The sequence below is a fragment of the Halopseudomonas pelagia CL-AP6 genome (genome assembly GCF_000410875.1).
Classification (GTDB): Bacteria; Pseudomonadota; Gammaproteobacteria; order Pseudomonadales; family Pseudomonadaceae; genus Halopseudomonas; species Halopseudomonas pelagia.
This window is the reverse complement of sequence record NZ_AROI01000009.1, coordinates 376269-402244: the sequence shown is the minus strand read 5'-3', so window position 1 is coordinate 402244 and position 25976 is coordinate 376269. Positions and strand designations below refer to the sequence as shown.

Annotated in this window: 19 protein-coding genes; 5 read left to right on the top strand and 14 right to left on the bottom strand. The window is 56.7% G+C overall.

Translation table 11 applies throughout. The features are described from left to right. Nucleotides 1-2: 2 nt before the first annotated feature. The 3 genes from sufC to K787_RS0109385 all read right to left on the bottom strand — a co-directional run bounded on the left by sufC (nucleotide 3) and on the right by K787_RS0109385 (nucleotide 2856). Nucleotides 3-758: a Fe-S cluster assembly ATPase SufC gene (gene sufC, locus K787_RS0109395; RefSeq protein ID WP_022962547.1), complete on the bottom strand. Its 756-nt coding sequence runs from the start codon at nucleotides 756-758 to the stop codon at nucleotides 3-5. A gap of 52 nt (nucleotides 759-810) precedes the next feature. Then, nucleotides 811-2247: a Fe-S cluster assembly protein SufB gene (gene sufB, locus K787_RS0109390; RefSeq protein WP_022962546.1), complete on the bottom strand. Its 1437-nt coding sequence runs from the start codon at nucleotides 2245-2247 to the stop codon at nucleotides 811-813. Between the two features lie 126 nt (nucleotides 2248-2373). Next, a complete protein-coding gene (locus K787_RS0109385; RefSeq protein WP_022962545.1) occupies nucleotides 2374-2856 on the bottom strand; it encodes a Fe-S cluster assembly transcription factor in 483 nt (160 codons plus the stop codon). Nucleotides 2857-3127: 271 nt separating this feature from the next. On the opposite strand from K787_RS0109385, the gene K787_RS0109380 reads away from it, so the two are divergent. Further along, nucleotides 3128-4564, top strand: coding sequence for an aldehyde dehydrogenase family protein (locus tag K787_RS0109380; protein WP_022962544.1), 1437 nt, complete (start codon nucleotides 3128-3130; stop codon nucleotides 4562-4564). 358 nt (nucleotides 4565-4922) lie between these two features. Here the strand turns inward: K787_RS0109380 and K787_RS0109375 are convergent, their stop codons facing one another. The 5 genes from K787_RS0109375 to K787_RS0109355 all read right to left on the bottom strand — a co-directional run bounded on the left by K787_RS0109375 (nucleotide 4923) and on the right by K787_RS0109355 (nucleotide 9774). Beyond that, complete coding sequence (locus tag K787_RS0109375; RefSeq protein WP_022962543.1) at nucleotides 4923-6347, bottom strand: NAD(P)(+) transhydrogenase (Re/Si-specific) subunit beta; 1425 nt, start codon at nucleotides 6345-6347, stop codon at nucleotides 4923-4925. A 2-nt stretch (nucleotides 6348-6349) separates the two neighbouring features. After that, a complete protein-coding gene (locus K787_RS0109370; protein ID WP_022962542.1) occupies nucleotides 6350-6682 on the bottom strand; it encodes an NAD(P) transhydrogenase subunit alpha part 2 in 333 nt (110 codons plus the stop codon). A gap of 2 nt (nucleotides 6683-6684) precedes the next feature. Further along, nucleotides 6685-7812 (bottom strand): NAD(P) transhydrogenase subunit alpha, encoded by a 1128-nt coding sequence (locus K787_RS0109365; RefSeq protein WP_022962541.1) that lies wholly within the window; start codon nucleotides 7810-7812, stop codon nucleotides 6685-6687. A gap of 91 nt (nucleotides 7813-7903) precedes the next feature. Beyond that, nucleotides 7904-8812 carry an AEC family transporter gene (locus K787_RS0109360; protein WP_022962540.1) on the bottom strand — a complete coding sequence of 303 codons (909 nt, stop codon included), beginning with the start codon at nucleotides 8810-8812 and terminating at the stop codon, nucleotides 7904-7906. A gap of 137 nt (nucleotides 8813-8949) precedes the next feature. Further along, complete coding sequence (locus K787_RS0109355; RefSeq protein ID WP_022962539.1) at nucleotides 8950-9774, bottom strand: metal-dependent hydrolase; 825 nt, start codon at nucleotides 9772-9774, stop codon at nucleotides 8950-8952. Nucleotides 9775-9984: 210 nt separating this feature from the next. Here K787_RS0109355 and K787_RS0109350 point away from each other — a divergent pair, with 210 nt between their 5' ends. Then, the gene (locus K787_RS0109350) at nucleotides 9985-11397 is read left to right on the top strand and encodes an alanine/glycine:cation symporter family protein (protein WP_022962538.1); all 1413 of its coding nucleotides are present in this window, start codon (nucleotides 9985-9987) and stop codon (nucleotides 11395-11397) included. 46 nt (nucleotides 11398-11443) lie between these two features. On the opposite strand, the gene K787_RS0109345 is transcribed toward K787_RS0109350, so the two are convergent. From K787_RS0109345 to K787_RS0109335, 3 genes are read right to left on the bottom strand one after another with little or no spacing between them, the layout of a single operon-like run. Further along, entirely contained in the window at nucleotides 11444-12235 is a 792-nt protein-coding gene (locus K787_RS0109345; RefSeq protein WP_306361038.1) for an SDR family NAD(P)-dependent oxidoreductase, read from the bottom strand. Between the two features lie 2 nt (nucleotides 12236-12237). Beyond that, entirely contained in the window at nucleotides 12238-13623 is a 1386-nt protein-coding gene (gene cysS / locus K787_RS0109340) for a cysteine--tRNA ligase (RefSeq protein WP_022962536.1), read from the bottom strand. Beyond that, complete coding sequence (locus K787_RS0109335) at nucleotides 13623-15290, bottom strand: glutamine--tRNA ligase/YqeY domain fusion protein (protein ID WP_022962535.1); 1668 nt, start codon at nucleotides 15288-15290, stop codon at nucleotides 13623-13625. The genes cysS and K787_RS0109335 overlap by 1 nt, the downstream gene beginning before the upstream one ends. A gap of 166 nt (nucleotides 15291-15456) precedes the next feature. Here K787_RS0109335 and K787_RS0109330 point away from each other — a divergent pair, with 166 nt between their 5' ends. The 3 genes from K787_RS0109330 to K787_RS0109320 all read left to right on the top strand — a co-directional run bounded on the left by K787_RS0109330 (nucleotide 15457) and on the right by K787_RS0109320 (nucleotide 18788). Continuing rightward, nucleotides 15457-15951, top strand: a complete 495-nt coding sequence (locus K787_RS0109330; protein WP_022962534.1) for a peptidylprolyl isomerase — start codon at nucleotides 15457-15459, stop codon at nucleotides 15949-15951. Between the two features lie 11 nt (nucleotides 15952-15962). Beyond that, nucleotides 15963-16685, top strand: a complete 723-nt coding sequence (locus tag K787_RS0109325; protein WP_022962533.1) for a UDP-2,3-diacylglucosamine diphosphatase — start codon at nucleotides 15963-15965, stop codon at nucleotides 16683-16685. Nucleotides 16686-17123: 438 nt separating this feature from the next. Then, on the top strand, nucleotides 17124-18788 hold the full coding sequence (locus K787_RS0109320; RefSeq protein ID WP_022962532.1) for an electron transfer flavoprotein-ubiquinone oxidoreductase: 1665 nt from the start codon (nucleotides 17124-17126) through the stop codon (nucleotides 18786-18788). A 236-nt stretch (nucleotides 18789-19024) separates the two neighbouring features. Here K787_RS0109320 and K787_RS0109315 read toward each other — a convergent pair whose 3' ends face one another. Genes K787_RS0109315 through K787_RS0109305 form a run of 3 tightly spaced genes read right to left on the bottom strand, consistent with a single transcriptional unit; the run spans nucleotide 19025 to nucleotide 25954 of the window. Beyond that, on the bottom strand, nucleotides 19025-19930 hold the full coding sequence (locus K787_RS0109315; protein ID WP_022962531.1) for a transglutaminase family protein: 906 nt from the start codon (nucleotides 19928-19930) through the stop codon (nucleotides 19025-19027). A gap of 15 nt (nucleotides 19931-19945) precedes the next feature. Further along, complete coding sequence (locus K787_RS24285; RefSeq protein ID WP_022962530.1) at nucleotides 19946-22567, bottom strand: circularly permuted type 2 ATP-grasp protein; 2622 nt, start codon at nucleotides 22565-22567, stop codon at nucleotides 19946-19948. A gap of 57 nt (nucleotides 22568-22624) precedes the next feature. Next, nucleotides 22625-25954: a transglutaminase family protein gene (locus K787_RS0109305; protein WP_022962529.1), complete on the bottom strand. Its 3330-nt coding sequence runs from the start codon at nucleotides 25952-25954 to the stop codon at nucleotides 22625-22627. Between the last annotated feature and the right edge of the window lie 22 nt (nucleotides 25955-25976).

Below are 25976 nucleotides of genomic sequence, written 5' to 3'. Positions count from 1 at the left end.
GTTCAAGCAACCTCGTTTTCCAGCCAGCCGTAGCCTTTGGCTTCCAGCTCCAGAGCCAAGCTCTTGTCGCCGGACTTGACGATGCGACCACCGGCCAGCACGTGTACGTAATCCGGCACGATATAGTCAAGCAAACGCTGGTAGTGGGTAACAACGATAAAGCTGCGCTGACCGTCACGCATGCTGTTGACGCCATCAGCGACTACCTGCAAGGCGTCGATATCCAAACCGGAGTCGGTCTCGTCGAGAATGCACAAAGACGGCTCAAGCAGCATCATCTGCATGATCTCATTGCGCTTCTTCTCGCCACCGGAGAAGCCTTCATTGACACCGCGCTTGAGGAAGCTGGCATCCAGGTCCACGCGCTTGCTGGTTTCACGCGCTAGTTTCATAAACTCTACGGACGACAATTCCGGCAAGCCGGCGTGCTTGCGCTTGGCATCCAGAGAGACCTTGAGGAATTCCATATTGCTGACACCAGGAATCTCGACCGGGTACTGAAACGCTAGAAACAGCCCTTCGCGGGCCCGCTCTTCAGTATCCAGTTCCAGCAGATTCTGACCCTTGAAAGTGATAATGCCGGCGGTGGCTTCATAGCCTGGGCGGCCGGACAATACATTGCCCAGGGTACTCTTACCGGAGCCGTTGGGGCCCATGATCGCGTGCACTTCACCCGGCTTGATGTCGATACTCAAACCCTTGAGAATATCTTCATCCTTATCACCAACTTTCGCGTGCAAATCCTTGATATGTAACATATTAACTGCCTAATAACTATTGAATTAAAGGGACGCCAGTCGTGGCAACGGGTTAACCCACCGAGCCTTCGAGACTGACTTCCAGCAACTTGCCTGCTTCCACCGCGAACTCCATCGGCAGCTCCTTGAACACCTCGCGGCAGAAGCCGTTGACGATCATGGAAATGGCCTTTTCCGCATCCAGGCCGCGCTGCTGGCAGAGGAACATCTGGTCATCACTGACCTTTGAGGTGGTGGCCTCGTGCTCGACCACCGCCGTCGGATTGCGGCTTTCGATATAGGGGAAAGTATGAGCGCCGCACTGATCACCGATCAGCAGGGAATCGCACTGGGTAAAGTTACGCGCACCGTCCGCACCTGGGTTGAAACGCACCAGACCGCGATAGGCACTGTTGCTGCGCCCTGCGGAGATACCCTTGGCAATAATGGTCGAGCGGGTGTTCTTGCCCAAATGGATCATCTTGGTGCCGGTATCGGCCTGCTGAAAGTTGTTGGTCAGCGCCACCGAGTAGAATTCACCGACGCTGTTGTCACCCTTGAGGATGCAGCTGGGGTACTTCCAGGTCACGGCCGAACCGGTCTCGACCTGGGTCCAGGAAATCTTCGCGTTGGTATGGCAAATGCCGCGCTTGGTGACAAAGTTATAAATGCCGCCCTTACCTTCCGCGTTACCTGGATACCAGTTCTGCACGGTCGAATACTTGATGGTCGCGTTATCCAGCGCCACCAGTTCGACTACCGCTGCGTGCAGCTGATTCTCGTCGCGCATCGGCGCGGTACAGCCCTCGAGATAGCTCACATGCGAGCCTTCTTCGGCAATGATCAGGGTGCGCTCGAACTGCCCGGTGTTCATTTCGTTGATGCGGAAATAAGTCGACAACTCCATCGGGCAACGTACGCCCTTAGGGATATAAACAAAGGAGCCATCCGAAAACACTGCGCAGTTCAGCGCCGCGTAGTAATTGTCTTTTGGCGGGACCACGCTGCCGAGGTATTTTTTCACCAGCTCGGGGCAACGGTGCACCGCTTCACTGATCGGACAGAAAATCACTCCGGCTTCTTCGAGCTTGGCGCGGAAGGTGGTCACGACCGAGACTGAGTCGAACACGGCATCCACGGCTACGCCTGCGAGCATTTCCTGTTCGTGCAGAGGAATGCCGAGCTTTTCATAGGTAGCAATCAGTTCGGGGTCAACTTCGGCAAGACTTTGGGGTTTGTCAGCCATGCTCTTGGGCGCGGAAAAGTACGAGACCGCCTGAAAGTCAATTTCCGGATAGTGCACGTGAGCCCAGGTAGGCTCTTCCATTTCCTGCCAGGCGCGGAAGGCCTTCAGCCGCCATTCAAGCAACCACTCTGGCTCACCCTTCTTCGCCGAGATAAAGCGCACAACGCTTTCATCCAGGCCGGGCGGCAAAGTGTCGGACTCGATAGCTGAATGAAATCCAGCCGCATAGTCCTTCTTGATAAGACTCTCGACTTGTTCAGTCACGGTATCACCTCAATCAGGCAACCAGGGCAAACGGCCCGGCTGCTACGTCAAATCAGGCTTGTTAGTGGATGTACCAGCACTCAGGCAGGTCCGCCAACAATGATCGAGCGGCTCTTGCAGGCCGCTTCAGATAATGCGCTCCAGCTCAGACACTGTAGGGCTGTTAATACAGCCCACCTTGTCCTGACGACTACGCACTCGTTGAATATCCTCGCGAGACACCAGATCAGCCAAGCTGATATCGCTTAGAAATTGATGCAACCGGTCGCTCAGATCGGACCACAGATGATGGGTCAAGCAAACTTCCCCCTGTTGACAGTCACCCCGGCCCAAGCAACGGGTGGCATCCATGGAGTCATTCACCGCTTCGACAATCTGAGCAACACTGATGGCAGCCGGGCCACCCGCCAGTCGATAACCACCGCCGGGCCCTCTTACGCTCTCTACCAAGCGGCAGCGACGCAATTTGGCGAATAGCTGTTCAAGATAAGAGATAGATACACCTTGGCGCTGAGAAATATCCGCCAAGGTTATCGGCCCCTGGTCTTCATGCAGCGCCAAATCCAGCATGGCTGTCACCGCGTAGCGGCCTTTAGTGGTCAGTCGCATTGGCAATCCCGAGCCGGTTAAACATGCTAGGCATAATGCAATAGCCAAGCAATTTAGTCAAGTATTCGGCGGGTACAGAAGGCGCTAAACGCGGGCATTATAAAGACATTTGGCCAGCGGCTGAACAGCAATCACCCTGATAGCCACAGGCTATTTTGAAAGAGGACATCGCTTAAAACATAAAATCGCTGATACTTGCGTGCAGGTATGGCGCAGGTAGTGCTATCGTTTTGGTTGATTTGCGAACAGTACATTAGGGAGTCTATTTAGTATGAGTCATTACACCGAGTTCTTTATCAACGGCCAGTGGGTCAAGCCCAAGGGCGAGCAGACCCTGGACGTTATCAATCCGGCCACCGAAGAAGTGGCTGCGACCATTGCCTTGGGCAACAAAGAAGATGTTGATCTGGCTGTCGAAGCCGCGCGGAAGGCATTTGAAACCTACTCCCAAACCAGCCGCGAGGAGCGCATTGCGCTGCTGGAAAAAATCCTCGTTGTAATGACCAGGCGTCAGCCCGATCTGGCCAAAGCCATTTCCATCGAAATGGGCGCACCGGCCAAGCTGGCGAAAACGGCACAAGCGCCATCAGGCATTGGGCATTTCTCTGCTGCCCTGGACGCCCTGAAAGAATTCGAATTTGAGGAAGAGATCGGCACTACGCTGGTGGTCAAGGAGCCTATCGGCGTCTGCGGTCTGATCACCCCGTGGAACTGGCCGATGAACCAGATGGCTTGCAAGGTCGCACCGGCGCTGGCTACCGGTTGCACCATGGTGCTGAAGCCATCTGAAGTGGCGCCGCTGTCCGCGCTGATTCTAGCTGAGATTCTTGAGGAAGCGGGCGTGCCGGCTGGCGTGTTCAACCTGGTCAACGGCGACGGCCCAACGGTGGGCGCGGCCATGTCTTCGCATCCGGGTATCGATATGATGTCCTTTACCGGCTCCACCGGCGCAGGTCGTCAGGTAATGAAGGCCGGTGCTGACACCATCAAACGCGTGGCATTGGAGTTGGGCGGCAAATCAGCCAATATCCTGCTGGATGACGTTGACTTCGAGAAGATGGTTGGTCACGCAGTAATGTCCTGCATGAACAACAGTGGTCAATCCTGCAACGCTCCTACCCGCTTGTTGGTGCCCAACAGCCGTATGGAGGAAGTCGCTGAAATTGCCAAAGCAGTTGCAGCCAAGGTCAAGGCTGGCGATCCGAATGCGGAAGATACCGTGATCGGTCCGGTGGTATCCAAGGCGCAGTGGAGCAAGATTCAGGGTCTGATCCAAGATGGTATAGCAGAAAATGCCAAGCTGATTGTCGGTGGTCCGGATCGTCCCGAAGGTCTGACCAAAGGCTATTACGTCAAGCCGACTATTTTCAGTCATGTGACCAACGATATGACTATCGCCCGGGAAGAAGTTTTCGGTCCGGTATTGGTGATCATTGGTTATGAGAATGACGATGAGGCAGTGCGCATTGCCAATGACACTAACTACGGGCTATCTGGCTATGTGTCTTCGGCCAATCTGGATCGCGCGCGCAATGTGGCTCGCCGCATCCGTACCGGCATGGTTCACCTAAACGGTGCGCCGCTGGACAACAAAGCGCCCTTCGGTGGTTACAAGGAGTCAGGCAATGGCCGCGAGTGGGGTCACTATGGCTTTGAGGACTTCCTCGAGGTCAAGTCTATCTATGGCTATAACGTGAAGCAGGCTTAAACTTCAGCTGCTGCGTGTAAGAATCTGTAATGACCACAAAAACCCCGGCTCTATGCCGGGTTTTTTGTTTGTGAGTTGCCGCTAATAGCTCGGAGTTTCGTCGCCTTCGGCGGGTCAGCGTTACGAAAAACGCCGTGAATACTGTCCTGTAGGCTTGGATACGAAGCCCGATCGCCACGGATGGCGGAAGTGTCGATACTGCAGGAGCCTTTATCGACCTGTTTTATACATTTTCTCCCCTCACCCGCCGAAGGCACAGCGCACGTTAGTGTGATGCGTAAAACGCTTTCCCAAAGTCAAAAACAAACCAAGATCGGTTTTGGTCCTGGTTCTGCATTTAGCTCGCCGCTGAGCTGGGTTAGCCCAGCGACTTTACCGCTTCGATCATCTGCGCCATTACCTTCTGTGCGTCGCCATAGACCATTGAGGTGTTTTCGGCGTAGAACAGTTCATTCTCGACTCCGGAATAGCCTTTGCCCTGCCCGCGTTTGACCACGTAAGCCTGGTGGGCCATGTCGACGTTAAGAATCGGCATGCCGTAGATCGGGCTGGATTTGCGCGTGCGTGCGGCGGGGTTTACTACATCGTTGGCGCCAAGCACGATGGCGACGTCGGCTTGAGCAAAGTCCTCATTGATATCTTCCAGGTCATGGATGATGTCGTAGGGCACGCCGGCCTCAGCCAGCAATACGTTCATATGTCCGGGCATGCGCCCGGCCACGGGATGAATGGCGAACTTGACGTCCACGCCCTGCTTCTGCAGCAGCTTCACGAATTCATACAGCTTGTGCTGCGCCTGGGCCACGGCCAGGCCATAGCCGGGCACGATAATGACCTTGCTGGCGTAGTACATGGCAATAGCGGCATCCGAAGCTTCCGCGGTCTTCATGCTGCCTTCGATATCCGAGTCGTCTTCCCCACCGCTTTCACCGAATTGACTGAAGATTACGTTCGACACTGGGCGATTCATGGCCTTGGCCATCATCAGGGTCAGCAGTGTGCCGGCCGAGCCGACCACAGTACCGGCGATGATCATCGCCGGGTTCTGCAGCACAAAACCCTCGAAGGCGACTGCCAGGCCGGTGAAGGCGTTGTACAACGAGATCACTACTGGCATATCGGCGCCACCGATGGGCGTGGTCAGCAGCACACCCAGAACCAGGGCCAGGATAAAGAACAGCGAGATGAGTAGCATGGATACTTCGACGCCGGTTACGCCTGCTGTGGTGATCGCCGCACCCAGCCCCAGGGCTGCGAAGAACAGCACTGCATTGATCAATTGCTGCCCGGGCAAGCGCAGCGTTTTGCTGATGCGCCCATCGAGTTTGGCCCAGGCGACCAGCGATCCGGAGAGTGCCACCGCGCCGATCAAACCGCCCAGCACTGCCAGTATCGTAACCACGACGCCATGGGATTGGGCGTTGCCCGAGAACAGTTCGATGGCAGCGATTGCGGCTGCTGCACCCCCGCCCATGCCGTTATAAAGTGCGACCATCTGTGGCATATCGGTCATGGCGACCTTTTTGCCGCTGTACCAGGCCCAACCCACACCGAGCCCAAGGGCGATCATTAACAACCCCAGGTTCAAGCCTACATGCGGTTGTGCCCGCTCATTTACATCAAGACCGTAAAGAAAGGCCACCACCACAGCCAGCACCATGCCCCAGCCCGCGACCACAATACCCGAGCGCGCGGTCTTCGGACTGGCCATGCGCTTCAGTCCGTAGATAAACAACAGTGCTGCAATGAAGTACGCCCCTTCGATAATCAGACTGGTATCCATAACTACTCCTTGTCTGTCGAAGAGGACTTGTCCGCAGCCTTATCGCTGGATTTGAACATGTCCAGCATGCGTTCGGTGACCACATAGCCGCCGGCGGCATTGCCTGCACCGAGCAGCACACCAAAGAAGCCGATGGTCTGCTCCAGGGGCGTCGCCGCATTCAGTAGCGCCCACATTGCCCCCACCACGACGATCCCGTGGATGAAGTTGGAGCCAGACATCAGTGGCGTGTGCAAAATAGCCGGCACCCGGCCGATAATCTCGTAGCCGGTAAAGGCCGCCAACATGAAGATGTAGAGTGCAACGAAACCGGTAATGGTGGTGGTGACGTCCATGCTTATTCTCCCCCTGATTCGGCAGCCTTTCTGGCTGTCTCGTTTTTGATCTGCCCATCGTGCGTGAGTACTGCGCCGGCAAGAATGTCGTCTTCCCAATCCAGCGCCAGTGTCCCGTCCTTGATCATCAGCCCGACCAGAGCCAGCAGATTGCGCGCATAGAGTTCGGAAGCGTGTTCGGCCAGATGGCTGGGGATATTCAGTGGCGCAACGATGGTGGTCGGGCCGATTTCGACCGTATCGCCTGGCTGGGTCAGTGGTGTGTTACCGCCACCCTCCGCTGCCAAGTCAATAATCACCGAGCCTGGTTTCATGCCCATGATTTGCGCTTCACTGATAATTTTGGGGCTGGGCCTGCCGGGAATTGACGCGGTGGTGATCACTGCGTCGGCATTTTGAATGTGCCGAGTCAGTACCTCCGCCACCTTGGCCTGCTCTTCATCAGTCAGTTCACGGGCATAGCCACCCTGACCACTGGCCGACACGCCGGTATCGACGAACTTGCCGCCCACCGATTCCACTTGTTCCTTGACCTCGGGCCGCACGTCATAGCCTTCGACCATTGCGCCCAGCCGCTTGGCTGTTGCCAGCGCCTGCAGTCCGGCCACCCCGGCGCCCATCACCAGGACGCGCGCCGGACGCAGAGATCCGACTGCGGTGGTCATCATCGGCAAAATGCGATTCAGGCTGGTGGCGGCCAATAACGCTGCGTAATAGCCTGCCAGCGCCGCCTGGGAAGATAGCGCATCCATGGCCTGCGCACGGGTGATGCGCGGCACCAGCTCCATGGCGAAGCAGGTGATCTGGCCGTCCCGCAGGGCTCGCACCGTGGCCTGCTCCCTGTGAGCGTAAACGAAGCAGCAGAGTACGGTACCTGGGTTCATCTGTTCGATTTCCGCTATCGACGGGGGCTGTACGCTGAAAACCAGACTTACGTCCGCTGGCGGATTGGACAGTGCGACACCGATTGTTTCATAGGCTGAATCGGGAATGCGCGCAGCCAGCCCCGCGCCTGGCTGCAGGCTGATTTCGATACCTAGCTTGTGAAGCTTTTCGACTACGGCGGGAACCAGCGCAACGCGTTTTTCATGCAGGCGAGTTTCTCTGGGGACAAACAGCTTGACTGGCATGTAGGCTCCTGTGGCACGTCTGGTTTTCTCACAGCATAGACCAAGACCCCACAGTTCGTTTTATAGCTCCTCGCAGCGCCAAGCCATGCGGTTATCCTCCCAGCAAAAGCAACCACAACGGCAGAGTGACTGCTGAGAGTAGCGTCGATAAAAAGATCACCGAGCTGATGATGCGGCTATCTTCCTGGCCCATATAAAAAGCCAGTACGTTTACGCCCGTGGGGCACGCGGCCATGATCACCAGTACGGTACGCGCTTGCGAGTCAAGCCCGGGAATGGCGAGCCCGCAGAGCAGCACCAACAGGGGAAACAGCACTAGTTTGCTGAGCGTCAGCACACCCATGCTCGCACTCATATGCAAACGGTAGTGAGAAAGGCTTAAGCCCAGTACCAACAGCGCGCAAGGTAATGCAGCAGCAGCCAGCCATTCCACTGCCTTCCACAGGGACGAAGGTACCTGCAAGCCAGACAGATTGAGTAACGCCCCGAGCAGTAAGCCGATGATCAACGGATTGGCCAGGCTCTTCAGCGTGTCACGCAGATCTAGGCCTTTGCCGTCACCCTCGGCCCAAAAGGCGTTATAAAGACTTTGGGCGGTGAACAGCAGCAAGCTATGAAAGACCAGAATGGCGAATAGATACACTAGGTACTCTGGCCCTAGCACCAGTGTCACCACCGGTATCCCGACCAGCACATTATTCGAATAACTGGCTGCCAGGCCCATGCTGGTCGGACGACCCAGGCGGCGATGCATGATCAGATTAATCACGCCAAAGACCAGCAGAGCCGGCAGGAAATACACCAGTACCAGCACGGGTGATAACGCCTGACCCAAATCAGCCTTGGCCAAGCCGGAAAACAGCAGCACCGGCATGAACAGCTTGAAGGTGACGGCGTTGAGTGATCCTCCTGCGTCACCTGGCACCCAGCGACGCCAGCCGAGCACATAGCCGAGCAGGATCAAACCAAAAACGGGAATAAGGGCGTTGACAACGACCATGCTGCGCTCCTGAGAGGCGGATTGCAAAAGGCAACGCCGCCAGGCGCGCAGTCTACCAGTGCATGACCCCTTCAGCGCTTAGACTGTTGGGAACACACCGTTGCATCCAGGATGTGAAAAGCAGTTTGCGGCTAGCCTCACGCAGGATGACCCTGAAATTCCTCTGCTACGGAAGCCATTAATTGGGCATTGTCATGCTGCCAGGGATGGAAGTCTTCCTTGTAAAAATCCCGGTAATCGCTGATCAGATGGGAGAAAAAACCGTTCGGGCCCCAGAGCCAGTACATGCCCTTGCACCAGGTCTTAAGCGTCAAGGCGCGATCTTTTCTTAGCATGTGCCAGGTACCGACGGTCACGTCCTTGAGAAAGAAAAAAGTAGCTTGGCGCATCGCTTTACGCAAAATGCTGCGATCACCACAGACCTGCATATACACGTCAAAGGCGACCGCCTTGTGCTCTGTTTCTTCGAGCGCATGCCAGCGCCAGAGCCGGCGCAACTCGGGCGTCGCGCCTTGAATCCATTGCGGATCGCGCAACATTGCATTGGCCATGATGGCGGTGAAGTGTTCCATCGCTACAGTACCCGCCAGCTGCCGCTCGGCGGAGAACTGCTGCTGTATGAACCTAACGCGCTTTTTAACCTTGAGCTCTAGACGGTCAATGTCATACCCCAGATCACGCAAGCGGTTGTTATACTCGGTATGTTCGCGGCTGTGATGGCCTTCCTGACCGATAAAACCACGGATCTGCTCCTTCAACGCCGGATCGGTGACCTGATCACGAAAATGCCTCACCGAGTCAATAAAGTACCGTTCGCCATCGGGAAATAACACCGACATGGCGTTGAAAAAATGCGTCTTGAAGGGATCGTTGCTGTGCCAATGCCGTGGTAGCGGATTGGGCAGATCAAAATCCATATGGCGCGGTCGTATGCTCAGGTTTTCGGGCGTCAGACTGGACATGGCAACTCCGGTTGCTTAATTGGATATGACACCTCGCACGAGTGTCTATCGTCAATATAGGCTTACCCGTTGCCGAGTAACAGGTCGGATACAGCCATTTATCAGGTCATTTCTGGCCCGATTCGAGGATGTCTATTGCTCAGGCTGGCGCTTTAGCCGCGTACAACTAGTATTGTTTCAAACCTTCCTTAATTTCATGCAGGACGCTACATGACAGCGATCATCGACTTTCTGAACACTATTTTCTGGGGCTATGTGCTCATTTATGGACTCCTGGCTGTGGGTGTGTTTTTTACTATCAGACTGGGCTTTTTACAGTTCCTGCATTTCGGCGAGATGGTCAAGGCAATACGTGGCTCGAGAGAAAGCGACGAATCGGGTATTTCCCCTTTTCAGGCGCTCTGTACCAGCCTGGCCTCAAGGGTAGGTACCGGCAATCTAGCGGGCGTGGCTGTAGCGCTCTATCTAGGTGGTGCGGGTGCGATTTTCTGGATGTGGATGGTCGCATTGGTGGGTATGGCCACGGCCTATTCGGAAAGTACCCTGGCGCAGCTGTACAAGGTGCGTGATGGCAAAGGTCAGTATCGCGGCGGCCCGGCCTTCTATATTTCCAAAGGCCTAAAAGCGCCTTGGGCTGGCGGCGTGTTTTCCGTCTGCCTGATTATCTCCTTCGGCCTGGTGTTCAATGCGGTCCAGGCCAATTCCATCGCCGATGCCATGGAAGGTGCCTTCGGCTTTTCCAAGATGTGGGTCGGCCTGGTGATTGCTTTCTGTGCCGGACTGGTGATCTTTGGTGGGCTGCGCTCAATCGCCCGTTTTGCCGAACTGATCGTGCCCTTTATGGCGGCCGTGTATGTGTTGATGGCACTGGTAGTGATGGTCATGCACATCACCGAAGTACCTGGTGTACTGGCGCTGATCGTCAAGAGTGCCTTCGGTCTTGAGGAAGCCGCCGGTGGTGCAGCTGGCTCAGTTACCGCAGCGATGCTCAACGGCATCAAGCGCGGTCTGTTCTCCAACGAAGCAGGTATGGGTTCGGCGCCCAACGTTGCCGCGACCGCGACCCCAGCTCCGCATCATCCGTCCTCGCAGGGCCTGGTTCAGGCTATGGGTGTGTTTATCGACACCATCGTCATCTGTACCGCCACGGCGGTGATGATTCTGCTCTCCGGGGTGCTTGAGCCTGGCTCCGGCATCACTGGTACCCAATTGACCCAGCAAGCAATGGAATCGCATATTGGCGTCGCAGGCACCTACTTCATCGCTATTGCGATTCTGTTTTTCGCCTTTACCTCCATCGTTGCCAACTATTCCTATGCGGAGAATGCGCTGACCTTTCTGGGCGTCGGCAATACTGCAGGCCTTACCGTGCTGCGAATTGCTGCGCTGGGCATGGTGGTCTGGGGGGCGATGCAGGCGGTGGCGACAGTCTTCAATGCGGCGGATGCTTCAATGGGGTTGATGGCCACGATCAACCTGATCGCCATCATGATGCTGTCTGGCACTGTCGTAAAACTGACCAAGGATTACCTGGGTCAGCGCAAGCAGGGATTGGTACCTAAATTCAAGGCTGCCGACTATCCCGAGCTGAAGGAAAAGATCAAGAACGACATCTGGCGGTAAGCCAACTGGACTGTATCAAGAGCGCAATCAAGGGCAGAGTCTAAACTCAGCCCTTGATTTCCTGCAGACTGTTACCGCCGTCCACGACCAGCATTTGCCCGGTCAGATAACTACAACCTTCACTCGCCAGAAACACCACCACCCGCGCGATCTCCTCGGGCGTGCCTGGCCGCCCCACCGGCGTATGCAAACCCGCCGCTATCTCCTCCGGTTGGCTCGAATGGGTCGCTATCCAGCCTGGCGCTACCGCGTTAACCGTTACGCCCTGCCCGGCCACTTCATGCGCCACTGCACGCGTCAGCCCGACCATACCGGATTTCGCCGCGCTATAGCCGGCCGTGCCCGGAAAGGTCACCAACGGCCCGGTGACCGAGGCGATGTTCACGATACGACCATAGCCGGCCTGCAGCATATGCGGCAGCACGGTTCGGGTAACGTGAAAGCAGGTATTGAGGTTCAGGTCGAACTCACGCTGCCATTGCAAAAACGGCAACTTGTGAAACAGCTCGGGCAACGGCGTATCGACCCCGGTTTGGGTCATGCCGGCATTGTTGATAAGGATGTCGATGCGGCCGAAGCGCGCGATCGCCCGTTCGACCAGCTCTTCAACCTGAGCCGCGTCGGTCAGATCCGCGACATGCGCGAGGCAGCGCTCGCCGCTTTCATCCAGCGTGCGCTGGCGATCAAAAATCCGATTGGTGGTCGAGGTCAGTACCAGGCTGGCGCCGGCCTCGAACAGCAATCGCGCCGTAGCGAAACCGATCCCCTCTGCACTGCCCGTACCGGTAACCAGAGCGACCTTACCCTGCATGTCGCCCTGTATATGACGGCTAGCCACGGTCAATCCGCCAGTCGCCAAGTGGTACCCGCTTTACCGTCCTCGAGCACCACGCCCAACGCGGTCAGTTCATCGCGAATGCGGTCTGATTCCGCCCAGTTCTTATCGGCACGCGCCTGCAATCGCTGTTTGATCAGCAGCTCAACCGACTCAGCGTCCACCTTACCTTCGGCCCCAGCACGCAGGAAGGTATCCGGCTCCAGCTGAAGTAGGCCCAGGCTTTCTGCCAGCTCACGCAAGCGTGCCGCCAGGCCCGCCGCCGCATTCATATCGGTATCCTTGAGGCGGTTGATCTCGCGGACCATGTCGAACAGGACGGCACAGGCTTCCGGGCTATTGAAATCGTCGTCCATCGCCGCACCAAAGCGTTGAACAAAAGCTTCGCCACCCACCGCAGGCGCCTGCGGCAAACCCTTGAGCGCATGGTAAAAACGCTCCAGGGCACCCTTGGCTTCCTTCAGATTGTCTTCGGAATAGTTGATCGCACTACGGTAATGGCTGGAGACCAGCAGGTAACGCACCACTTCCGGATGGTACTTTTCCAGTACCTCGCGAATGGTGAAAAAATTGCCCAGTGATTTGGACATCTTCTCGCCATCCACGCGCACCGCGCCGGCATGCATCCAGGCCATGGCATAGGGTTTGTCGTTGGCCGCTTCGCTTTGAGCAATCTCGTTCTCGTGGTGCGGAAACACCAGATCCGGCCCGCCACCATGAATATCGAAGGTATCGCCCAGGCAGCAGTTGGACATCACCGAACACTCGATATGCCAACCCGGACGCCCGTCACCCCAGGGCGACGGCCAGCTCGGCTCGCCCGGTTTGACGCCTTTCCAGAGTACGAAATCCAGCGGATCTTGTTTGGCTTCGTCAACTTCCACTCGGGCCCCGATGCGCAGATCTTCAATTTTCTTGCGCGACAGCTTGCCATAGCCGACAAACTTGGCAACGCGATAATAAACGTCGCCATTACCAGGCGCGTAGGCATAACCCTTGTCGATCAGCTTCTGGATCATCGCGTGCATACCCGGCACGTGGTCGCTGGCCTTGGGCTCCATGTCGGGACGCAATACGTTCAGGCGCGCCTCATCCTCGTGCATGGCGTCAATCATGCGCCCGGTCAGATCGAGAAAGCTTTCGCCGTTTTCGTTGGCGCGGCGGATGATCTTGTCGTCAATGTCAGTGATATTGCGCACATAGGTCAGCTTGTAGCCGCGAAAGCGCAGCCAGCGCGCAACCACGTCAAAGGCCACCATGACCCGCGCATGACCGATATGGCAGTAGTCATAAACGGTCATGCCGCACACGTACAGGCGTACATGGTTGTCTTCCAGCGGCTTGAGTGGTGCTTTGGTCTTGCTCAGGGTGTTATAGATCGACAGCGTCATTATTGGCCCCAGGAGTCTCTGAGTGTCACGGTCCGATTGAATACCGGATGCCCCGGCTTGGAATCCTTGCGATCAACACAGAAATAGCCTTCGCGCTCGAACTGGAAGCGCTCTTCGGCGTCTGCGGCAGCCAGTGACGGTTCGGCGCGGCAACCGGTTAGCACCACAAGTGAATCGGGATTGATATTTTCGAGGAAGGTATTGCCCTCCTCGTTCTTGTCGGGATTGGGCGCACGGAACAAACGGTCATACAGACGCACTTCACACTCCACGCTTTCTGCTGCCGGCACCCAGTGAACCACACCCTTGACCTTGCGACCCTCGGGATTCTTGCCCAGCGTGTCCGGATCATAGGAGCACAGTAGCTCGACAATATTGCCCTGTTCGTCAGTTATCGCTTCGTCGGCGCGAATTACATAGCTGCCGCGCAGACGCACTTCCCCACCGGGTAATAGACGCTTATAGCCCTTGGGCGGATCGACCATGAAATCGTCCTGGTCGATATACAGCTCACGGCTGAACGGTAGCTCGCGTACGCCCATGTCATCCTTAGGGTGACGCGGCAGATGCAGCTGTTCAGTCTGACCTACCGGGTAGTTGGTAATGGTTACTTTCAGCGGGCGCAATACGCACATGGCACGCGGTGCACTGGCATCCAGGTCCTCGCGAATACAAAACTCCAGTACGCCCATATCCACCACCGCATCGGAGCGAGTGACTCCAATGCGCTCACAGAAATCGCGTAGCGAGCCCGGCGTATAACCACGACGACGGAACGCGCTAAGCGTCGACATGCGAGGGTCATCCCAGCCATCCACATGGCCTTCGTCAACCAGTTGCTTGAGCTTACGCTTGCTGGTCACCGTGTAGTTCAGGTTTAGGCGAGCAAACTCGTACTGCCGCGGCGTTGCCGGTACCGGCAGATTGCTCAGGCACCAATCATACAGCGGGCGGTGATCTTCAAACTCCAGGGTGCAGATGGAATGAGTGATACCTTCCAGCGCATCCGATTGACCATGGGTGAAGTCATAGCTGGGGTACACGCACCACTTGTCACCGGTCTGGTGGTGATGAGCGTGACGAATGCGATAGAGGATAGGATCGCGCAGGTTCATGTTCGGCGCAGCCATATCGATCTTCGCCCGCAGCACCTTGGCGCCGTCGGCAAATTCACCTGCGGTCATGCGCGCGAACAAATCGAGGTTCTCATCCACAGCGCGGTCACGGAACGGGCTGTTACGGCCGGGCTCGGTGAGGTTGCCGCGATATTCACGCGCCTGCTCCGGCGTCAGATCACAAACGTAAGCCTTGCCGGTCTTGATCAGCTCGATGGCCCAGGCGTGTAATTGGTCGAAATAATCCGAGGCGTAGCGCACATTGCCGGCCCACTGAAAACCCAGCCATTCCACATCCTGCTTGATCGCATCGATGTACTCCTGCTCTTCCTTGGCCGGGTTGGTATCGTCAAAGCGCAAATGGCAATCACCACCAAACTCCTGTGCCAGGCCGAAATTCAGGCAGATCGACTTGGCGTGACCAATGTGCAAATAGCCATTGGGCTCTGGCGGAAAACGGGTCACTATTTTGCTGTGCTTGCCACTATCCAGGTCAGCCCGAACGATCTGCCTGAGGAAGTGGGCGGGTGCGGTGGTTTCCGGTTTGTTCATAAGGTGTGCAAGGCTCGTTACGGGTGACGCCATGGGGCATCACGGATTTTGGCTAGGCCATAGTGGCCAAAACGCTTATCATACCGCAAAGTGTCAAGCGTCTGAACGCGGTCTGCGCCTCAGTCGCTGCATTCATTCAACTTTATTAGTCCGAGGATTGCCTTACATGGTCAAGCTGCATACCAACCACGGTGTCATCACCCTGGAACTCTTTGCCGACAAGGCGCCGGAAACCGTAGAAAACTTCAAGCAATACGTGCGTGATGGTCACTATGACAACACCATCTTCCACCGCGTGATCTCCAACTTCATGGTCCAAGGCGGTGGTTTTGAGCCAGGCATGAAGCAGAAGGAAGCCCGCGCTCCGATCAAGAACGAAGCCAACAATGGCCTGACCAACGCACTGGGCACCGTTGCCATGGCCCGCACCATGGAACCGCATTCCGCCAGCGCCCAGTTCTTTATCAACGTAGCTGATAACGACTTCCTGAATCACAGCGCGCCTACTGTGCAGGGCTGGGGTTACACGGTATTTGCCAAGGTGGTTGACGGCATGGACGTGGTCAACAAGATCAAAGCCGTTCCTACTACCATGCGTGCCGGCCATCAGGACGTTCCCGCTGACGATGTGATCATCGAACGCGCCGAACTGACCGAGTAAAGCCGCTACTGATGCGCTATCTGTTTATTTCAGACCTGCATCTTGAAACAGAACGCCCGGACATCACCCGGGCGTTTCTGCATTGTCTGGAGCATCGGGCCCGCCACGTCGACGAGTTGTATATCCTTGGCGACTTCTTTGAAGTCTGGCTCGGAGACGACGATCCCAACCCCCTCGCCGTGCAGATAACCAGTGTCCTCGCCAATCTGGCCGAGTCCGGGGTAAAAGTCTTCGTGATGCATGGCAATCGGGACTTTCTGATCGGTAAGCGGTTTTGCCGCGCAGCACGTTGCACCCTGCTCCCCGATCCTTACTTGGTTGATCTCAACGGTGAACCTGTCCTGCTGATGCACGGCGATAGCCTCTGCGTGGATGATCTGGACTACATGAAGATGCGCCGCTTGCTGCGTAATCCGCTGAGTCTGTTCATTTTGCGCAATTTGTCGCTCAAACAGCGCCACCGGATCGGTCGCAAACTGCGATCGGAAAGCCAGGCCCAAACCCGCCAGAAACCCAGCGACATCACCGACGTCAACCTCGGCCAGGTAGCCGAAGTAATGCGTGAACATCAGGTGCGCACACTGATCCACGGTCATACCCACAGGCCGGCGGTGCACACACTGATGATTGATGGCGAGCCGGCCGAGCGGATTGTGCTGGGCGATTGGGACAAGGCGGGCTGGGTGCTTGAGGTGGATGAGGACGGCAAGCGACTGGAGAGTTTTCCACTTTAGCCTTCCTGTGGTGATTCCATTTTGACTCTGGCGGTAGTTCTTGACGCTGGCGAGGTCGACAGCGAATTTCACCGCTTTGCCGCAAACCTTGACCCTGTATCGACCACGCACTTAATGGCAACGAGGATTTTCCCAAGGGCTTCGCTCTTTAAGGGGCGACTGAAACAAGACGCAATTCAGGCGTGACTAAATTAATATAATCGTTCACGCTTAGACTAAGGAATTGGCACGAGTACGTGAGGCGATCTTGTCGCGCCTGCTGCGTCAGGTCAATATGAGCATGCATGTCACTGCGCATAAAGTCGCATTGTCAAAGCTGATGAGACATATCTATGCATTGGAGCATGCCCTGCAGACTGTTATACTCGCGGGTTACACGATCATGGAAGATCACTCACACAATCGATTTCAGATTAGGCCTAGAGCAGGAGATACATAGTGGAACGCGAATTCATGGAGTTTGACGTTGTCATCGTAGGCGCTGGCCCTTCAGGTCTTGCCGCCGCTTGTCGCATCAAGAAACAAGCCGCCGAAACCGGCCAGGAAGTCAGCGTTTGCGTTGTAGAAAAAGGCTCCGAAGTCGGCGCCCACATCCTCTCTGGAGCTGTGTTCGAGCCACGCGCTCTGGAAGAGCTCTTCCCTGACTGGAAAGAGCTGGGTGCCCCGCTGAACACCCCCGTCACCCGTGACGACATCTACATGCTGACCAGCGAAGAAAAAGCCACCAAAGTGCCTGGCATGCTGGTCCCCAAGACCATGCATAACGAAGGCAACTACATTATCTCTCTAGGCAATCTGTGCCGCTGGATGGCTCAGCAGGCTGAAAACCTGGGCGTAGAAGTCTACCCCGGCTTTGCCGCTCAAGAGGCGCTGATTGACGAGAACGGTGTTGTCACCGGGATTCTCACCGGCGACCTGGGTGTCGATCGTGAAGGCAACCCGAAGGAAGGTTTCTACACTCCTGGTATGGAACTGCGCGCCAAGTACACCCTGTTCGCTGAAGGCTGCCGTGGCCACATTGGCAAGCAACTGATCAAGCGTTTTAATCTCGATTCCGACGCCGATGCTCAACATTACGGTATCGGCATCAAGGAGATCTGGGATATCGATCCGGCCAAGCACGAAGAAGGCCTTGTGGTGCACACTGCCGGCTGGCCGCTGGATATCAACAAGAGCGAGAACACCGGTGGTTCCTTCCTCTATCACATTGAAGGCAACCAGATTGTCGTCGGCCTGATCATCGATCTGTCCTACAGCAACCCGCACCTGTCACCCTTTGATGAGTTCCAGCGTTACAAGCATCACCCGGTAATCAAGCAGTATCTGGAAGGCGGCAAGCGTGTCTCCTACGGTGCCCGCGCGATCTGCAAGGGTGGCTTGAACTCCTTGCCGAAGATGGTTTTCCCTGGTGGTGCGCTGATCGGTTGCGATCTGGGCACATTGAACTTTGCCAAGATAAAGGGCAGTCACACTGCCATGAAGTCCGGCATGCTGGCAGCCGATGCCGTGTTGGAAGCATTGAAAGCAGGCCGTGAAGGTGGCGATGAGCTGACCGGTTACGTCGACGCCTTCAAATCCAGTTGGCTGTACGACGAATTGTTTGGCTCACGCAACTTCGGCCCAGCGATTCACAAGTTCGGCCCGCTGTTCGGTGGTGCTTTCAACTTTGTTGACCAGAACCTGTTCGGCGGCAAAATTCCGATGACCCTGCGTGACACCACGCCGGATTATGCGCGCCTGAAAAAAGCAGCCGATGCACCCAAAATTGCTTATCCAAAACCGGACGGTGTCATCAGCTTCGACAAGCTGTCGTCGGTATTTCTGTCCAATACCAACCATGAGGAAGATCAGCCTGTTCACCTGAAACTCAAGGACCCGAGCATTCCGATCGACAAGAACCTGCCACTTTACGATGAGCCTGCGCAGCGTTACTGCCCGGCCGGCGTGTACGAGATCGTCACTGCAGATAATGGCGACAAGCGCTTCCAGATCAATGCCCAGAACTGTGTTCACTGCAAGACCTGTGACATCAAGGATCCTTCGCAGAACATCGACTGGGTAGCACCTGAAGGTACCGGCGGGCCGAATTACCCTAATATGTAAAAGGCCAGCTACAAGCGTTTAGCTGCAAGTAAAACCCGGTTCGCAAGAGCCGGGTTTTTATGTTTGGCGGGGGCTCAGGCCGGCTCCTGGTCAGGGTGCTCACGATGCCTAGGGATTGCGGGTCGCCGATAACCCGCTTGAATTTCCGCCTTCGCGGGAATGACGATGGAGGCAGGTGAAGGTCTTGGGCTTCAGGCGCCAAAACCCGGGCCCATCAACCGAATACCGGCCTGCCACTACAGCAGCAACCCTTCCTCTTCCCTGACCGGCAGCACATCCACCGCAACCGTCAACTTATGCTCACCCCCTCCGGTCATGACGCCCTTGAGTGGCGTCACGTCGGCAAAATCCCGGCCCCATCCAAGCACAATATAGCGCTCGTCCGGTACACAGCCGTTGGTGGGATCGATCTCTAGCCAGCCCCAGCCAGGAATAAATACGGCGAGCCAGGCATGAGTGGCGTCGGCCCCAAGGAGCTTCTCCTGGCCTGCAGGGGGCATGGTTTCCATATAGCCACTGACATAGCGAGCGGCGAGTCCCAGCGAGCGCAAACAGCCAATGGCAAGGTGGGCAAAGTCCTGACAGACACCCCGTCGACTGGCCAATACTTCCTTTAAGGGGGTGGCGACCGTGGTGAAATCCGGGTCGTAAACAAACTCACTGAATATACGCAGATTAAGATCGAGCACTGAATCAAGCAGATTGCGCCCCGCAGTAAAACTGACGGAAGCGTAGGTCGCCAAGCTTTCGTTTTGGCGAATAAAGGGCGAGTCAAGCATGAAAAGTCGCGCTTCTAGGCAGTCCCGATTACTGTAGCGAATATCGGCTGCGGTCTCGCGTACCGCCTGTTCCCAGGCAATGGTAGAGAAGAAATCTTGAGTAGGCCGGGGCCGGGTTTCGATATCACTGGTGACATTGACCTGCAACTCTTCATGCAGCGACTCAAGGGAAAAATACACCACCCGATTGCCAAAAAAGTCGATGCGCTCACGCATCCTGACTGGATTTGGCGATATATCCAGCTTGGCGTTGGTAGACCATTGCCAGGGCAGATTGCGCGGCAAGATGCGCGCCTCGTTATGGCTGAGACTAACTGGGCCGCTGTACTCATAGAGCGTACTGTGGCGTAACTGGTATTTCATCTGCCGGTGCCCTATTCAGGAGTTATTGCTGTATTGCATGGTGACCAACTGACGGGGTGGCTCAACATGACTGAAATGACTGTGTGATACCGCATTGGATAGCTCTGACATCGGCTCTATCAGTTGATCCAGCAGTTGAGTAAGCGCTTCGCGGGCCACTTCGGAGTTCTCCAGGTCAGCCAGCATATTGATGTCCACCAGGTGCAGCTTGCTGGTGGCCTCGATGATTAAGCGCTTTTCCAGATTGCGGTAAGGCGAATTACCCTGGGTAGGCAAACGGGTAATCTGACGTTCCAGGCGCTTGAGCATGTAACCCACCGAGCGCGGGTTGGTTTCATCGAACAACAATAAGTCGAGAATCGCTGCGGGATGCAGTTGCGAGCGGTAGCGGCGTCGGTACACGGTAAAATTGTCGGTGGACGACAATACGACTTCCCACAAGGGTATGCCAGGGTGGGTTGCAGTCAACAGGGCCAGCTTGAGCAATTGCAGACTGCCCAGCGTGCGCTCGATAAAGCGCCCTATATCAAGAAAGCGCCAGCCATAATGGTGTGGCATGGTTTCATTGCAGAGCCCGAAAAACGCCGACAGGTCAAGCACCATGGCTTCCAGAAGCCGTTGGCCGACGACCACCCCGCGGGTTCTTGGCATGCTGTTAAAGCGCTGACGCAAGCTGTTGATCGCGCGCCAGCTGTCATCACCCAGATGATCGCGCACGGCCCTGCTGTTGCGCACAAAATGACTGAAAAGCATTGGCAGCCCTTCCGGCTGATCATCAGCAAACAGCAATAGCAGGCGATCACGCGTGAGGATATATTCGGGAGAGAACCGCGCATGCCCGCGCGCGGCTTCAATCTCGTCTTCCAAGGTTTCCGGATCGAGACTGATATCCAGCGCTGCAAGCAGGTCTTGGAGAATATTGTTCGTGGCTTCGTGCCGGTCATCCTGCAATAGACGCCCCAGCGCCTCGCGTAATAGTCGGGCGCGGGTATCCAGCCGTTCGCCGTAGCGGCCCATCCAGAACATGCTCTCCGCAACTCGGCATGGCAGATCCTTGCCATCACGGGTGACCACTATCGGGCCCTGAGCCTGCCGCAACATGCTGATGTGTGGCTGCGGGACCGGCGCCAGGACCCACACATCCTTGACCGTACGGCTCTGCATCAATGGCGCCCCCGGTTCACCAACCCAGGCCAACCCGCCGGGCATCACGCGAAAGTGACGCTCGTGCACTGGTTTGCCGAGATCATCCGGCTCGACCAGACTGAAAAAGCGTAGCGTGGCGTGTTGGCGTTCGAGCTTTTTGGTCTGCGGATTGAAGCCGGGAGTGACCGATGAAACCAGCGGCTTCTGGGCGGTGAATAGATAAGGCCGCTGATGCAGGTCAAGGCGTAATCGCTGAATGGCCTCCAGGCTCATCTGATCGGCCCTGAAAGCCTGGTTCGGCTGGCTGATATCGCGCAGCACCCATTCGTCCAGAGATTGACTGACCTGCGCCAGGCCTTCGGCATTCCCACACCAGAGCGTTTCACGGCAGCGTAGCAGCAGAGTCTCCCCGAGTAGCCGCTGGCACAGGCCAGGCAGAAACGCAGCGAGTGCCGGGTGCTCAAGAATGCCCGCGCCCAGGGCATTAGCAATACGCACCTCACCATTACGCGCAGCCTGCAACAGCCCCGGAACGCCCAATAACGAGTCCGGGCGCAGCTCCAGCGGGTCACACCAGGGATCATTGATCTGCCGGACAATCACATCAACCTGAGTCAAACCTCCGAGGGTACGCACTGACACCTGGCCTTCACGCACTACCAGGTCGTCACCCTCGACCAACGAGAAGTTCATGTAGTTGGCCAGCCACGCATGTTCAAAGTAGCCGGGGCTGCCTGGTCCCGGAGATAACAACACGATATTGGGCTGCTCACGACCGGAGCCGGCCAACCCGGCCAGACAGCGGTGCTGCGCCTGGTGAAAGCCGGCCAGACGACTGATTGGCGCTTCCCGATAGATGCTTGGCAGCGCGCGCGCCAGCGTAATCCGGTTCTCCAGTGCGTAACCCGCACCGGATGGCGACTGGGTCCAATCCCCAAGTACCAGCCATTGCCCTTGCTCATCGCGAATCAGATCTGTGCCATGAAAAATCAGCAGCGGCCGTTCCAGCTGGGAGGGCGAATCAGCGGCGGCGAACAGGTAAGCAGGGTGAGTGAATACCAGTTCCGGCGGCAGAAGCCCTTCATTGATCACATTACGATGGCCATACAGATCGTCAAGCAAGTGCTCTAACAGACGGCTGCGCTGCTTGAGTCCCGCTTCCAGCCCTTGCCACTCCTGGGTGCTGATCACCCATGGCAGGCAGTCGAGCTGCCAGGAGCGCAGTTGCCCTGGATCATCCTCATAGGGATTGAAAGTGACGCCGTTCTCGTGCAACAGGTTCTGTGCTTCCTCGCTGCGACTGACCAGAAAGTCAGCACCCAGCGCAGAAAACTCATTCATCAGAGCCTGCCACTGCGCACGCGGCTGCCCATCCAGGTCGAGTAATTCGTCGTGTTGGCTATGATGCCCAGGCCGCCCTGTGGAAGGGTCCCGCGAATAATCTCCGAGAAATTGTTTGAGCGATGGATCCAGACTACCTGGTAACTGCATGAGATTATTCCTGAACGGCGCCCGAAGCGGGCGCCTGTGCGCTGTACCAAATAGCCATTATAGACCAGAGGCAGGTACGGCAGCACGTCGCAGGTCGAGAGTATGCGGGTACTCCTGGCCGGGCGCCTGTTCAATCCGGTTAATCGGCCCCTGAGTATGACCATGCGACCAGAAGCGGGCCATGCGGCGGGCTTCGGCTTCATTGGCATTGACCGGGAAGGTGTCATAATTGCGCCCGGCCGGGTGCACCACGTGATAGGTACAGCCACCCAAAGAGCGATTATTCCAGCTATCGACCAGATCAAACACCAGAGGCGCGTGCACTTCAATCATCGGATGCATGGCCGACGGCGGTTGCCAGGCGCGATAGCGTACCGCAGCCACGCCCTCCCCCGGGATGCCGGTGAACTGCAAAGGCACCTTGTAGCCGTTACAGGTCAGCACGTGGCGCGCCGGATTGAAATCGCTGACCTTCACTTCCATGCGTTCGACTGAAGAATCCACGTAGCGGGCAGTACCGCCACCACTGACCTCTTCACCCAACACGTGCCAGGGCTCGATCGCCTGACGCAACTCCATGCCCACACCGTCGTAGCGCACTTCGCCGCAATGCGGGAAGCGGAATTCCAGAAATGGCGCAAACCATTGCGCTTCAAACGCGAAGCCATGGGTATTCAGGTCAGCAATCACATCGCGCAGGTCCTGCCAGATAAAATGCGGCATCATCCAGCGATCATGTAGTGCAGTGCCCCAGCGTACCAGTGGCTTACGATAGGGTTTGGCGTAGAAGCGCGCGACCAGCGCCCGGATCAACAATTGCTGCATCAGACTCATCTGCGCATGCGGCGGCATTTCAAAACCGCGCAGCTCGAGCAAGCCGAGCCGCCCGGTGGCGGTATCGGGGGAATAGAGTTTGTCGATACAGAATTCTGCACGGTGGGTATTACCGGTGATATCGGTCAACAAATGCCGCAGCAGGCGGTCCACTAACCAGGGCCGGGGCACCTCGCCTTCGGGCATCTGCGACAGCGCTATTTCCAGTTCGTACAGCGCTTCATGGCGCGCCTCATCCACCCTTGGCGCTTGGCTGGTGGGGCCGATGAATAAGCCGGAAAACAGATACGACAGGCTCGGATGATGCTGCCAGAAGGTCAGCATGCTAGCCAGCAAGTCAGGGCGACGCAGGAACGGTGAATCGGCGGGTGTTTTGCCCCCCAGCGTGACATGGTTGCCACCCCCGGTTCCGGTATGGCGGCCATCAAGCATGAATTTCTCGGTACCTAGCCTGGTCAGGCGAGCCTGTTCATACAGAATATGCGTGTTGTCGACCAGATCGCGCCAGTTGGATGCAGGCATCACGTTAACTTCGATCACCCCCGGGTCCGGCGTGATCATGAACTTCTCGATGCGCGTGTCTGACGGCGGTGCATAGCCCTCTATGCAAACCGGCATTTTCAGGTGTGCTGCGGTATGTTCGATAGACGCCAGCAGCTCAAGATACTCCTCGAGCTGAGCCAGCGGCGGCAGGAAGATGAACAATTTTCCATCTCGCTCTTCCAGGCATAGCGCCGTACCTATGACCCCCTCTTCACTCAGATCCGGCAACTGCTCTTGCCAATCCTGACCGGCTGCCTGGTGATGCCGGCCTTCGGCCTTGTCACCCGCCGCCTGAATTTCACTATAACGGCTAGCTACTTCGCCGTGCACATCCGGCAACGCTGGCGGTGCATCAAAAAGCGAACGGGGCTGGGGCTCATCAAGCTTGCGTAGCGGCAGTGCCGACAAAGGCAAACGCAGGCCCATGGGCGAGTCGCCGGGAACCAGATAGAGGTTTTCCCGACGCACCGGCCAGCGACTGCTCTGCCAGCGCTGCGTGGTCAGATCCCGCGCCAAGGGCAACGCCAAGCCGCTCATCTTGTCCAGCCCGCGTTCTAGTAGCCGCACCAGTCTGGCGCGGCTTTCATCGTCCTGCAGCTCTTCATCGCTCAGCTTGACGTCGCTGGGCTGCTGTTGCTCAAGCCACAGGTAATAGTAGGTGTCTTCAAAACAGGGGATCAGGTAACGCTCGTCCAACTCCAGCCGTTTCACCAGCTCGGCGGCAAAACGCTGCACGTCCTTCTCACCAAGCTGATAATCCTTCTCCACATCGGCCAGCCACTGGTCATCCTGCCACATGGGTTTGCCGTCACGCCGCCAGTAACAGGCCAACGCCCAGCGCGGCAACGGTTCACCGGGATACCATTTGCCCTGTTGGTAATGCATTAGCGAATGCGGGGCGTAATGCGGGCGCAAACGCCGTAGCAGCTTCTCGGCCAGCCCTCTTTTGGTCGGTCCCTGCGCGGCAATGGTCCATTCTGGTGCATCCATATCATCAACCGACACAAAAGTGGGCTCGCCACCCATGGTCAGGCGTACGTCCAAGGCTTCAAGCTGCTTATCTACCTGATCGCCCAGCGCGTCGATTCGTGCCCACTCTTCTTCGGTATAGGGTTTGGTCACGCGCGGATCTTCATGGACGCGCGTTACGCTCATCTTGAAATCGAATTCCACCTTGCACGGATCTGAAGCGCCGGTAATGGGCGCAGCGCTGGAAGGTTCTGGTGTGGCAGCCAGGGGGATATGACCTTCACCAGCAAACAGCCCGGAGGTGGGATCCAGCCCGATCCAGCCCGCACCCGGTATGAATACTTCAGTCCAGGCGTGCAGATCGGTAAAGTCCACTTCGGTGCCGGAGGGACCGTCGAGGGCTTTTACGTCAGCCGTAAGCTGGATCAAGTAGCCCGACACAAAACGTGCGGCCAGGCCCAGTTGCCGAAAGATTTCCACCAGTAACCAGGCCGTATCGCGGCATGAGCCACGCTGCAAGGTTAGCGTCTCTTCGGCACTCTGCACCCCCGGCTCCATCCGGATCAAATACTCGACATCTTGTGACAAACGCTGATTAATCGACACCAGGAAGTCCGCGACTGACCGCGGCTCCTTGCTTACTGTTGCCAGCCAGGCCGCGAGCAGCGGACCCGGCTCATTCTTTTCAAGATAGGGACCCAATTCCTTGCTCAAGGCCTTGGGGTATTCAAAGGGGATCTGCTCGGCATAATCCTCAACAAAAAAATCAAAGGGATTAACCACCGTCATCGGGACTATCAGCTCTACATCCACATAAAGATGGTCGATCTTTTCCGGGAATACGACCCGCGCAACATGGTTGCCGAAAGGGTCCTGCTGCCAGTTGATAAAGTGCTCTCCCCCCTCAATCTTCAAGCTGTAGGCGTCGATGGGCGTACGGCAATGCGGCGCGGGTTTCAAACGAATATGGTGTGCTGCCACCGCTACCGCCTTGTCGAAGTCATAACGAGTGCTATGTCTCAGTGCTACACGAATAGTCATGAATCGTTTCCCGGTGCAATGT